Source organism: Pseudomonas sp. Lz4W, assembly GCF_000346225.2.
GTDB classification, from domain to species: domain Bacteria; phylum Pseudomonadota; class Gammaproteobacteria; order Pseudomonadales; family Pseudomonadaceae; genus Aquipseudomonas; species Aquipseudomonas paraversuta.
On record NZ_CP017432.1, the window covers coordinates 4,982,329 to 4,995,180 of the forward strand.

Here is a 12,852-nt window from a genome sequence, read left to right on the forward strand (position 1 = left end):
ACTCAATTGCTGGCGATGAAGGGCGTTTTCACTGTGTGAACGCAGCGTTCCTGGAAGCATCGCCAGCAAGCCCGCTTCTGGCACAGGCGGAAGCAGTCTTGAGGGCAATGTCGTTGCGCAGTTGATGGTTAGCCGGCGCAATGGCCGGTGCCTCGATCAACCGTGCCGTGTGCCCGGCATCTTTTAGCGCCTGGTAAAATTTTTTCTGCAACTCAAAAGGTGCAACCTGATCGCCGGGATTGCCGATCACATACAGCGGCCGGGCAGCCACCCTGGAAATGCCGCTGATATGCTCCAGGGGATCGTAGGGGTTGAATAAACCATTGGTGTCGCGCCCGTCACGGGCAGGCAGGCCTTTGGTTTGACGAATCATGCGGGCCCGCTCGAGCAAGCCGAAAGCGCCCGACGTCATGACCGCGCATTTCACGTCCGTACGCCCCAGTGTCAACAGAGATGCAACCACCGTTGCCCCACCGCTGTGCCCCAGCAACACAAACTGCCCGATGCCATAACGCTTGCGCAATTGGTCGAGCGCAACCGCCAATGCCTGAAACTCACTGGCCTGACGCCGCTGCCCGTGGTTACCGCTGGAGCCGTAGGTGCCCGGACGCGCCACTATCACCACCGGCACGCCGGCTCGCCGGGTCAGCGTGGCGGCCTGCTTGTCTTTGGCCGTGAGGGTGTTGCCCGCTATGGCTTCGGGTGGGCGGTGCATTTCGATGTTCCGGTCACCATGAAACATTACGATCACTACCGGAGCATGCTCTAGCGGCGAAGAACTGAAGTAGCGGATACAGGCCTTGCCGCTGGCAAACTCGACCCACAAAGCCGAGTCCGGGTCGACACAGGACGCCTGGTTGGCCGCAGTGTTCCACAGCAACGGGACGTCATCCGTGCCCAGCGCCCATGCCGGCGAGCAAGCCAGAACTGCCAGGCAAAGCAGTAACCGCGAAACAACCATCGCCCACCTCCGACTAGCGTTCGCGCAATGCTTCACGCGCACGGTTCATGGGTTTGATCAAATAATCGAGCACGGTTTTACGGCCCGTCTTGATGTCTGCCGCGGCAATCATTCCCGGTACGATGGCAAACGCCTTGCCGGCCTTGTTGTGAAGTTCATTGTCATTGGTGCGGATAAACACGCGATAGTAGAAGACCTCGGGTTTGACTTCGTCCTGAATGGTATCGGGTGAAATGGTGACCACCTTCCCGTCCATGCTGCCGTAGATGGAGTAGTCATAGGCTGTGATCTTGACCTTGGCATCCTGGTCCGGGTGGATGAACGCGATGTCCCGGGGTGAGATACGGGCTTCGATCAACAACTGGTCATCCATGGGTACGATCTGCATCAACCGGCCATTGGGCGGGATGATGCCGCCGATGGTGGTGACTTCAATGCCTTTCACAATTCCGCGCACCGGTGAGCGCAAGGTTAACCGGGTGACCGAATCGGAGCGGCCCTTGAGTACCGAAGCCAGGGTTTGTACATCGGAGTTGGCCTTGGCCAGTTCTTCGCCGGCGCGCACCATGTATTCGGAACGCGACTGGGTAAGCTTGAGCTCAAGCTCGGACTTCTGGCGTTTCAGGCGCAAGACCTCAACGTTACTCGCCGCACCTACGCGGGCCAGGTTCTCGGTGATTTCCAGTTCGCTGCGCACCAGCCCCAGAGAGGCGCGTACTCCGGCCTGAGACTCTTCAAGCCCCTTGCGTCGGGTCTTGTAAAGATCTGTTTCGGCTGCAATCAGCGCCGGATAACCCTTGAGTTCCTCGTCAAAAGTCAGGGTTGTGCCGCTCACTTCCGCCTGCAACCGCGCCACACTGGCCAGGGATGAACGGTACTTGGCCGCACTCTCACCCAGGTTGGACTCGGTTTTGGTAGGGTCGAGCCTGGCGAGTACTTCTCCCTGCTTGACGATGTCACCTTCGGCGACATTCAGCTCGGTAACGATACCGCCCTCCAGCGACTGAATAACCTGCTCGCGAGACGACGGGATGACCTTGCCGGTGCCTGTCGACACCTCATCTATTTCAAACAAATACGCCCACGTACCAAACGCCAGCAGCATCAAGGCAACGCACCAGACAATACGTGTAGAGCGCACGACGACTGCGTCATCGAGGCCATCATCGGACTGACTACCGGTACCTCGGGAAGCCCCCGCCATCGGAGTGCCTCCCTGGTGCTGCGAACCCGAAGCACTCGTTTTATTGGACATCTGAACTATCCTTTCGCGCAGTCAATTGCATGGGGCAGCTGGCTCACTGCGGCTGACTCTTGGGTTTTGAAAGTTGGGCAATCGCGTTGTCCTTGGTGTCATCGATCACCACCATGCCGTTGTCGACGACGATGATGCGGTCCACCAGACTCAGTACATTCATACGGTGTGTCGCGATAATCAGCGTGCGCTGCGCGCCCCACTGCGCCAGGCTCTGAATCAGCTTGCGCTCGCTGGCATCGTCCAGTGCAGCAGTAGGCTCATCCAGCAGCACGATCTGCGGCTGGCGAATAATCAGTCGCGACAGCAGCAACGACTGGCGCTGGCCACCGGACAGGCCAAGCCCCCCCTCCAGAATCATATGGTCCATGCCCAACGCAAACTTACCGATAAACTCCAGTGCGCCCGTCAGCGCCAGCGCTTCGAGGATTTCCTTGTCGCCTGCGTGCGGGGCACCCATCGTCAGGTTTTCGCGCAAGGTGCCGTGAAACAGTCTCGAGTTCTGGGTCAACAGGCCCACGTCGCGGCGTATATCGGCCGGGTCGATATGGCTGAGTCCCACACCATCCAGCGTCAGGGAACCTGCGCTGAGGTCGATCATGCCAGCCAGCGCCTGAAGCAGCGTTGACTTGCCGGCACCGTTTCGTCCAAGCACTGCGATCCGTTCACCCGGAGCAATCTTCAATGCCTTGACCGTCAAGGCCGGCATGGGTGCCTCTTCGGAATATTTGAACACTGCCTGTTTGAATTCATAAGCGCCACGCACCACGGGCAGGTGTACACGTTTGCTGCCTTCGGCCTGATCGATCGGCAATTTCATGATCCGATGCAAACCCTGCAAGGCCACTTTGGCCTGTTGCCAGCGCGTCATCACCAGAGTGATCTGAGACAAGGGTCCCATCATTCGCGAAGCCAGAATTGACGAGGCCACCAGGCTACCAGTGGTCATATCCCCCAGCATCACCATCGGTGCACCGATGACTACCACCACCGCGAAAACGCCCCCTTGCACGCACTGGGTCCAGGTCATCAGGCCGTTGGTGAGCATCCGCGAACGAAGGCTGGCCTCGGCAGCAGTGGCGTTGTAATGGTTCCATTGCTGCTGAAAACGCGGTTCGGCCTGCAGCATCTTGATGTCGTCCAGGCCTTGCACGGTCTCCACCAGCATGGCGCTGCGCAGCGCGCTCTCACGCATGGACTGGTTAGCCAGCACTGCCAGTTTTTTCTGCGCCAGCAGGCCCGGGATCACCATAAACAACACGGCCCCCAGCGGTACTGCCACCAAAGGTCCGGCAATGAACCAGTAGATCACCACAAACATCAGAAAAAACGGCAGGTCAGCCAAAGCGCTGGCAGTGCTGGAGGTAATCAGCTCACGTAGCTGCTCCAGCTCGCGCAACTGCGAAATAAACGAGCCGGTCGATTTCGGCCGGGCGCTGTTGCGCAGGCGAATGGCATGCCCGAATACCAGATCAGACACCCGTATGTCCGCACGCTTGCCCAACAGGTCGGTGATGCGCACACGCATGACCCGCAGCACAAAATCGAAAAACAACGCCAGCATCACCCCACCGAACAGCACGTAGAGGGTCGGCATCGATTCGGCCGGAATTACCCGGTCGTATACCTGCATCGAAAACAGCACACCGGCAAGGCCCAGGACGTTCGCCGCCAGGGAAGCCAACATGACATGGCCATAGGGACGCATGTCGCGCAAGACGATGTTTTTGAACCAGCTCTTGTCATAGGGTTTTTCGTAATCATCAACCCGCGAATCCCTGGCCGTCTGGCTGGGCCGCAGAATCAGCGCCTTGCGCGCAGATGCAAGTATCTGGGCACGGCTGATGCGGCTTTGCAGGCCTTGGTCGCCACTGTAGACAATGCCCAGTTCATCGTCGTCGTTGAGGGCCTGCAGCACGCCTATCTGGCCATCGTCAAACTGCAGCACCAGCGGCAGTCGCCTGTTCACCAGCAAATCCTGGCTAAAGTCGACGATCTTCAGGCTCATGCCGGCCTGTCGCGCCATCTGACGCAGTACTTCGTCGACATCTGCGTCCTTGCTCCACTGGGTGGCAATACGCACATTCTGAGCCGAGTAATCCAGGCGATGATGCCGGGCAACAAGTAATATCGCCTCCAGCCAGCCTTCGTAACTGAGTGCGCGAACATCTTCCAGAGTCTGGGGTTCGGTGGCGTTCGGGGTTTCAAGGTTCACTGCGTCATTCATGGTTGAATCTCCACGCCTTGGATCGTGCTGCTATCCAGATTGAACGCCGTACGCAATCCACTGCTGTTATAGAGGCAATCGATTTCCAGGCGGTGCAGATCGGCGGTGGTGTTGGCCCGATCCATGGCGGCCTGGTGGATTTCCTGCTCGGCATTCAACAAATCGAGTAGCGGCCGCGTACCCAGCTCAAGGTATTGCTGGCGATACAAATCGCGGGTTTCAGAAATGCTGCGTTCACGAAAATCCAGGGTAGTCAGCCGCTGTTCGAGGCTCGACGTTTGATCCTTGGCCTCCAGCAGGCCCTGGCGCACGGCCAGCCGAGCGGCATCATTGGCAGCCTGGGCAGTGCGCAGAGCCTGTCCGGCAGCCGATTTTCGGGCGTTGATGGCTCCCCCCTGATACAGCGGCATTTCAACGTTGAGATAAATACCGTAGCGCGTGCGGTCGCGACCGCCGAGGGTGCCATCGTCATTGTTACTGTCCAGGTATTGGGTAGCCGACGGGTCCAGCGAAACGGTCGGCAACCCTTCGGCCTTGGCCAGGGCAATTTGCGCCAAGGCATCCACCTGTTGAGCCTGGGCGATCAACAGCGAAGGCGTCATCACTTCGTCAGCATTGACCCCCTGGCAGGATTGGCTCAATGAAGGCGGTACACCGTTAGAAACACTGACCGATGTTTGTGACCCGAGCAAAGAACTCAGGGTGCTGCGCCACCGGTTATAGAGCGCCGTGTATTGCAGCTGAGTGGCTACGGCCGCCTCAACCCGCGAGCGCGCCTGGATCAAGTCAGAACGGGTGCTGGCCCCCATATCACTACGCTTTTGCGCCAGATCGGCGATGGCTGTCAGGCCCTTTACCTGCGCCTTGGAAATAACCAGCAACGCCTGATAACGCTGCAACTCGATCACGGCAAAGGCGGTATCGCGCGCCACCTGGTCAATGGCCAACAAAACTGACGCCTGCCGACCATTGAGTTTGGCCTCGGCGCTGTTCACCGCACTGTCCACCTTGCCGAAGTCATACAGCATCTGCGACAGCGACAAGGTAAAGGCCTGGCTTTGACCGTTACCGGTCAGCCCCGAGTCATACCCGGAGTTGAGTCCCGCCCGAATCTGCGGGTAGTAGCCAGCACGAGCCACGGTGACGTAGTCGTTTTGCTGGTAAAGCTGACCGATCGACTCCGAGATGGCGGGATGCCATGCCACGGCCAGTTGAACCGCGCGCGGTAGATCGAGGTTGTCGGGGACTGCATTTCGGGGAGCTGCGGGTTGGCTCGCGCCGAACGAATCGCCCGGTAAATTCTTGCCCACATCTTTTGGGCTGATGATGTTGATGCTTTCAGGTTCATAGTCACGTGTCAGCGCTACGGCCTGTTCTATCGTCAATGGCTGAACGGCAATAGCCAACAAAGCCATATAAAGGAACCCGAACCGATCCTTAGGTTTCAAGTAATACTCCAACTTGGCTTGTGATCAAAAAGAGAAACACTTACACGCCATGCAGATGTTTGAACTTCAGTGACATTCACAGCGTTACTCGAATTCGGTATGCAACGCCCGGGCGGGGCAAAGTGCCCCGCCGGGATCGTTACAGTTGTGAGTTGAAAGGATGAAGGGAAAACGCCAGGCCTTGCGGCCTGACGCTCCCCCGCCGACAACGTGGTTAAACCACGTTGATACCGCTTTGCACCCAAAGTTGATGGGTCTCATCTTCCTGGCTGGTGTACACCACGTACTCCTGCCCGTTCTCCAGTTGCGTACTGCCCACTGTCCAGTTACCCGTCAGCTGAACGCTGTCTTCATCGTCACCCTGGATAAACAATCTATCCGTGCCGGTTGACGTCAGTGCTACCAGATCTTCAAGACTCACCGTCAGATCAACAGCACTGAAATCGTTCAGGTCAATGCTCTCGACATTGCTGGCGTTACCGATCAGCAAGTGCAAGTTGATCGACGCATCGCCACCCTCCCAAACCTGGGTATCGGAACCGTCTGCTTCATGTACCGCAACAAAGCCGGTGTCATGAGTGGCAATCGGATCAGTACCGTCGGCAACTTCAGTGAGCTTAGCCTGTGACGAATCATCCACAACCGAGGCTGCTGCAAAACCTGGAGAATCAGTGCCAGGGTTGCCCGGATTAGCATCGTCCCAGACCAGGCCGCTGCCTGGAGAGTCAATACGGATATACAGAGTGGCAGTGTCCATCTGGCCACTTGGTGTGGTGAGTTGGTAACTGAAGCTGTCGACTTGACCGATGTTTGTCGACGCTCCTCCCTCGGTCGGTTTGTAGCTGTAGTCTCCGTTGCCCTGAATTGTCAGCGTGCCAAAGTCACCCTGCACCACCGTACCGATTTGACCCGGTACTACGTAGGCCCCGTCGACCAGCACACTCAGTACAGTCAGCGAAGAACCTTGGCTGTCTGCAACAGAGTGATCACCAGCTGCCAGAACATTGCCTGTTACGGCAATTGTCGGACCTGTGATCTCCACGCCCGTATGGGTGGCCAGTGTCTGCACAACACTTACAGCGGTCCCCACCGCTACCTTGGCCGTCGACGAAGACAACCGATAATCACCTGCACCCAGGGTGAAGGTATGTGTCGCATCGGTTGTGCTTTGACCAGGCTCGTTAACCCAGGTCGTACCATTGAATTTCTGCAGGACAATGGTGGTCGTGGCAGACGATCCAGTGCGATTGACAAACAGCTCCGCCGTCATTCCAGCCTCGACCGTCACGGTCTGCCCGAAATGCTCGGTGACAGTGCCCAACACCCCGGGCCCTGTGTAGTTGGTTGCCGTAGAAGGACTGTTAATCACCTGGAGAACCAGATCAACCTGCGCCGTGTCGATGTCATCGGTCGCCAGCAACTCCCCAGTACCCGGGGCCGTTGGATTGGCAGGATCCCAGACCACCGTGCTGTCAGTACTGTCGGTCCGCACGTACAGCGTAGCCGTAGCCGTGCCGCCCGCCGGTGTCGTCAGTTGATACACGAAGGCATCCAGTTTCCCGATGTCCGCAGGGTTGCCATTTGAGGTGTAGGTGTAACTGCCGTCAGCGAAGATCGTCAGCGCACCGTACAACCCGGTCACTACTGTTCCTACAGCAGGATCGGCATTCACAGCCTCACCATTGACCGTATTAACCGTCGCATCTGCGCCAGTACCAGTAGAGTCCGGTATACCGGAGACTCCGTTATCGGTGATTACGTTGCCTTCGACTACACCACCCGTGGCTGTGAAATCGACCTGACTTTCATTGGTCACACTGACCACTGCGGACGCACCGGAGAGCACGGCCAACAGACTAGGGTTTATGTCCATGGTGAGACGGTACTGACCCGCCGCCAGGCCTTCGACCTTCGCCGTAGTAGAGGAACCTAACAGCCCTAGCAAATCGAGCAATCCTGCCCCGTTGCTACCTTCCTGGACTGGTTTCCAACCGCCGGCCCCGTCACTTACCTCAAGCCTGACGGTAACTCCACCGTTGAGCAGAGAAAGTACATCGGCCTGTTTGAATGTCAGGTTCAGCGTGCCCTCGGTGTCATTAGCCACCGTGAAAGTCTGAACCGCCGGAGGTGTGCCAACCGGGATACCAAGAATATCCGCCAGCCTAAGAACGCTCATATTCGCGAGACTGGTCTGAGTTGTGACCGGTGTAAGCGTCAGCTCCGCAGTGGCCACATCATCGTAGGCGTCCAGGTCAGCATCGGCGTCGGCGTCGGCATCAGCATCAGCATCAGCATCGGCGTCAGCATCCGCGTCGGCATCAGCATCCGCATCCGCGTCCGCGTCGGCATCCGCATCGGCATCCGCATCGGCGTCGGCGTCAGCATCGGCATCCGCATCGGCATCAGCATCGGCGTCGGCGTCGGCGTCGGCGTCGGCGTCGGCGTCGGCATCAGCATCAGCATCGGCATCGGCATCGGCATCGGCATCGGCATCGGCGTCAGCATCCGCGTCGGCATCGGCGTCGGCATCGGCGTCGGCGTCGGCGTCGGCGTCGGCGTCGTCGGCGTCAGCATCAGCATCAGCATCAGCATCGGCATCCGCATCGGCGTCGGCGTCAGCATCGGCATCGGCATCCGCATCGGCATCGGCATCGGCATCGGCATCGGCATCGGCATCAGCGTCCGCATCAGCATCAGCATCAGCATCAGCATCAGCGTCCGCATCAGCATCGGCATCGGCATCCGCATCGGCGTCCGCATCCGCATCCGCATCGGCATCGGCATCGGCATCAGCGCATCAGCATCAGCATCAGCATCAGCATCAGCATCCGCATCCGCATCGGCGTCGGCATCGGCGTCGGCATCGGCATCCGGCGTCGGCATCGGCGTCGGCGTCGGCATCGGCGTCGGCGTCGGCGTCAGCATCGGCATCAGCAGGCGTCGGCGTCGGCGTCGGCGTCAGCATCGGCATCCGCATCAGCATCAGCATCAGCATCAGCATCAGCATCCGCATCAGCATCAGCATCGGCATCGGCGTCGGCGTCGGCGGCGTCGGCATCAGCATGCATCAGCATCAGCATCGGCATCGGCATCGGCATCGGCATCGGCGTCGGCGTCGGCGTCGGCATCAGCATCCGCATCCGCATCCGCATCGGCGTCCGCATCAGCATCCGCATCAGCGTCCGCATCCGCATCCGCATCCGCATCCGCATCCGCATCCGCGTCAGCATCGGCATCCGCGTCGGCATCGGCATCCGCGTCGGCGTCGGCATCGGCATCGGCATCAGCATCAGCATCCGCATCCGCATCGGCATCGGCATCGGCATCGGCATCAGCATCCGCATCAGCATCAGCATCAGCATCAGCATCAGCGTCCGCATCAGCATCGGCATCGGCATCCGCATCGGCGTCGGCATCCGCATCCGCATCGGCATCGGCATCGGCATCCGCATCAGCATCCGCATCAGCATCAGCATCAGCATCGGCGTCGGCGTCGGCGTCGGCATCAGCATCAGCATCGGCAGCATCGGCATCGGCATCGGCATCGGCATCGGCATCGGCATCAGCGTCAGCATCGGCATCAGCATCGGCATCAGCATCGGCGTCAGCGTCGGCATCGGCATCGGCGTCGGCGTCGGCGTCGGCGTCAGCATCGGCATCGGCATCGGCATCCGCGTCGGCGTCCGCATCGGCATCCGCATCCGCATCCGCATCCGCATCCGCGTCAGCATCAGCGTCGGCATCGGCATCCGCATCAGCATCAGCATCCGCATCAGCATCAGCATCCGCATCGGCATCGGCGTCGGCGTCGGCGTGGCATCAGCATCAGCATCAGCATCGGCATCGGCATCGGCATCGGCATCGGCATCGGCGTCGGCATCAGCATCCATCCGCATCGGCATCGGCATCGGCATCAGCATCCGCATCGGCATCGGCATCGGCATCAGCATCGGCATCGGCATCAGCGTCGGCATCAGCATCAGCATCAGCATCAGCATCAGCGTCCGCATCAGCATCGGCATCGGCATCCGCATCGGCGTCGGCATCCGCATCCGCATCGGCATCCGCATCCGCATCGGCATCATCGGCATCGGCGTCAGCATCCGCGTCGGCGTCGGCATCGGCATCGGCATCGGCATCAGCGTCCGCATCAGCATCAGCATCAGCATCGGCATCGGCATCGGCATCGGCATCGGCATCGGCATCCGCATCCGCATCCATCAGCATCAGCATCAGCATCAGCATCAGCGTCGGCGTCGGCGTCGGCATCGGCATCCGCATCAGCATCGGCGTCGGCGTCGGCGTCGGCATCAGCATCAGCATCAGCATCGGCATCGGCATCGGCATCGGCATCAGCATCGGCATCGGCATCGGCATCAGCATCAGCATCGGCATCGGCATCGGCATCGGCATCGGCATCGGCGTCGGCATCAGCATCGGCATCGGCATCGGCATCGGCATCGGCAGGCATCCGCATCCGCGTCGGCATCAGCATCAGCATCAGCATCAGCATCAGCATCAGCATCAGCATCAGCATCAGCATCAGCAGCGTCGGCGTCGTCGGCGTCCGCGTCGGCGTCGGCATCGGCGTCGGCGTCGGCGTCGGCATCAGCATCAGCATCAGCATCGGCATCGGCATCGGCATCGGCATCGGCATCCATCGGCATCGGCGTCGGCATCCGCATCCGCATCGGCATCGGCATCGGCATCGGCATCAGCATCGGCATCAGCATCGGCATCCGCATCCGCATCGGCATCAGCGTCCGCATCGGCATCGGCATCGGCATCGGCATCAGCGTCAGCATCAGCATCGGCATCGGCATCAGCATCAGCATCGGCATCGGCATCGGCATCGGCATCAGCATCAGCATCGGCATCCGCATCCGCATCCGCATCCGCATCCGCATCAGCGTCGGCGTCGGCATCGGCATCGGCATCGGCATCGGCATCAGCATCGGCATCGGCATCGGCATCAGCGTCGGCGTCCGCATCGGCATCCGCATCCGCATCCGCATCCGCATCCGCATCCGCATCCGCGTCAGCATCAGCGTCGGCATCGGCATCCGCGTCGGCATCCGCATCGGCATCGGCATCCGCGTCGGCATCAGCATCAGCATCAGCATCGGCATCGGCATCGGCATCGGCATCAGCATCGGCATCGGCATCGGCATCAGCGTCGGCGTCCGCATCGGCATCCGCATCCGCATCCGCATCCGCATCCGCGTCAGCATCAGCGTCGGCATCGGCATCCGCATCAGCATCAGCATCCGCATCAGCATCGGCGTCGGCGTCGGCGTCGGCATCAGCATCAGCATCAGCATCGGCATCGGCATCGGCATCGGCATCGGCATCGGCGGCATCGGCATCGGCATCGGCATCGGCGTCAGCATCCGCGTCGGCATCGGCATCGGCATCGGCGTCCGCGTCGGCATCAGCGTCGGCATCAGCATCAGCATCCGCGTCGGCATCAGCATCAGCATCCGCGTCGGCATCCGCATCCGCATCCGCGTCGGCATCGGCGTCGGCGTCGGCGTCCGTCTCATTCAAGTCAGAACTAACAACTTGGGTCGGGTTCGAAATATTGCCGGCGGCATCCGTCAGGGTCACGCCCAGGGTTTCGCCATTGACTCGCGGGGTGGCCAGTTCAATCGAAAAGTTCCCGAAGTTATCAACGTGGCCTGTGCCTATGGAGTTACCGTCGGCATCTCTGATGGTCACATCTGTGTTTGCTTCACCTTTGCCGGAAACAGTGATGCCGTCATGACTGACGGCAAGGTTGGTTGGTGCATCAGGCGCTGTGGTATCACCAGCAATCACTTGCGATGGGGACGAAACGTTACCGGCGGCATCCGTCAGGGTCACGCCCAGGGTTTCGCCATTTTCTCGAGGATGATCCAGCTGGATCGCAAAGTTGCCATCGGCTCCAACTTGACCTGTGCCTATGGTGTTGCCGTTGGCATCCTTGATGGTTACGGTGGTGTTTGGTTCACCTTTACCGGAAACCGTGGTGCCATCAGCAGATACGGCAAGTTCGGTTGGGGCGTCCGGCGCTGTTGTATCTCCCGCGTCCACTTGCGTCGGGACCGAGACGTTGCCCGCGGCATCCGTCAGGGTCACGTCCAGGGTTTCGCCATTGACTTGAGGGTGATCCAGATTAACCGCAAAGTTGCCATCGGCTCCGACGTGGCCAGTGCCAATGGTATTGCCAGCTGCATCTTTGACGGTCACGGTGGTGTTCGCTTCACCTTTACCGAAGACAGTCAGACCATCAGCAGCAACGCTAAGATTGGTCGGGGCATTGGGAGCTGTCGTGTCAGACGTAATGCCATTGCCGCCGTCACCGCCGCCACCACCACCGCCACCACCGTGGGATAGCGCTGCGATTGCCGCGCCAGCACCCAGCAGGCTCAGACCCCAGACTAACCAGTCCGGTACACCAGCGCCTGCTTGTGCAGCAAGGGCCAGATCTTCAAGTGATCCGAGTTCGCTAAACGTAAAACCTGAATAGGGAGTGGAGTAACTTCCAAGAAGCAGTGTGCCGTCGTCATTTTCAAGGACTAGCTGATTCGCTGCGCCGTCCTCACCTACCACAAAGAAATTCTGGATTGTGACCGTCTCTCCCGACTTAAGGGTCACTACCAAGTTTTTACCCGATTGTTGCATCGATTGAATCGATGCCTGACTTATGGGCAGTTTGACAATACTGGTTTCTTTAAGGGCAATGTTCCCGAACGTTTGTTCGGTCGCCGCCCCCGTCGACTTATCGACAATGACTATATTCTTCATCGGACACCTTTTTTATTAAACCAAGCAAAACCAATAACAAAAGCGAGCCGAACGCCTACGCAGCTTCTGAATGAGAAGCTGAGCATTCGAACAAGCGAAAGTTATGTGAGTTTTTAAATAAACCCTGGCTCAGCCCACGCCCGCGCGCTCACTTAGCAACGGGCGTATGACCCGC

Annotated in this window: 9 protein-coding genes; all 9 read right to left on the minus strand. The window is 59.5% G+C overall.

Going from position 1 to position 12,852, the window contains the following annotated elements:
• Positions 1–28: 28 nt before the first annotated feature.
• The gene (locus B195_RS22685; RefSeq protein ID WP_003438033.1) at positions 29–961 is read right to left on the minus strand and encodes a S9 family peptidase; all 933 of its coding nucleotides are present in this window, start codon (positions 959–961) and stop codon (positions 29–31) included.
• Positions 962–974: 13 nt separating this feature from the next.
• Entirely contained in the window at positions 975–2,165 is a 1,191-nt protein-coding gene (locus tag B195_RS22690) for an HlyD family efflux transporter periplasmic adaptor subunit (RefSeq protein ID WP_003438031.1), read from the minus strand.
• 94 nt (positions 2,166–2,259) lie between these two features.
• Positions 2,260–4,443: a type I secretion system permease/ATPase gene (locus B195_RS22695; RefSeq protein ID WP_003438029.1), complete on the minus strand. Its 2,184-nt coding sequence runs from the start codon at positions 4,441–4,443 to the stop codon at positions 2,260–2,262.
• The gene (locus B195_RS22700; RefSeq protein WP_003438027.1) at positions 4,440–5,858 is read right to left on the minus strand and encodes a TolC family outer membrane protein; all 1,419 of its coding nucleotides are present in this window, start codon (positions 5,856–5,858) and stop codon (positions 4,440–4,442) included. Before B195_RS22700 ends, B195_RS22695 begins: the two co-directional genes overlap by 4 nt.
• A 247-nt stretch (positions 5,859–6,105) precedes the next feature.
• Entirely contained in the window at positions 6,106–8,067 is a 1,962-nt protein-coding gene (locus tag B195_RS22705) for a BapA/Bap/LapF family large adhesin (RefSeq protein WP_083912775.1), read from the minus strand.
• A 38-nt stretch (positions 8,068–8,105) separates the two neighbouring features.
• Positions 8,106–8,822 (minus strand): hypothetical protein, encoded by a 717-nt coding sequence (locus B195_RS22955; protein WP_158525129.1) that lies wholly within the window; start codon positions 8,820–8,822, stop codon positions 8,106–8,108.
• Entirely contained in the window at positions 8,822–9,913 is a 1,092-nt protein-coding gene (locus B195_RS22715) for a hypothetical protein (RefSeq protein WP_202820840.1), read from the minus strand. Before B195_RS22715 ends, B195_RS22955 begins: the two co-directional genes overlap by 1 nt.
• 140 nt (positions 9,914–10,053) lie before the next feature.
• Positions 10,054–10,542 carry a hypothetical protein gene (locus tag B195_RS23030; protein WP_202820841.1) on the minus strand — a complete coding sequence of 163 codons (489 nt, stop codon included), beginning with the start codon at positions 10,540–10,542 and terminating at the stop codon, positions 10,054–10,056.
• Positions 10,512–12,677: an Ig-like domain-containing protein gene (locus tag B195_RS22905; RefSeq protein ID WP_191985164.1), complete on the minus strand. Its 2,166-nt coding sequence runs from the start codon at positions 12,675–12,677 to the stop codon at positions 10,512–10,514. Before B195_RS22905 ends, B195_RS23030 begins: the two co-directional genes overlap by 31 nt.
• Between the last annotated feature and the right edge of the window lie 175 nt (positions 12,678–12,852).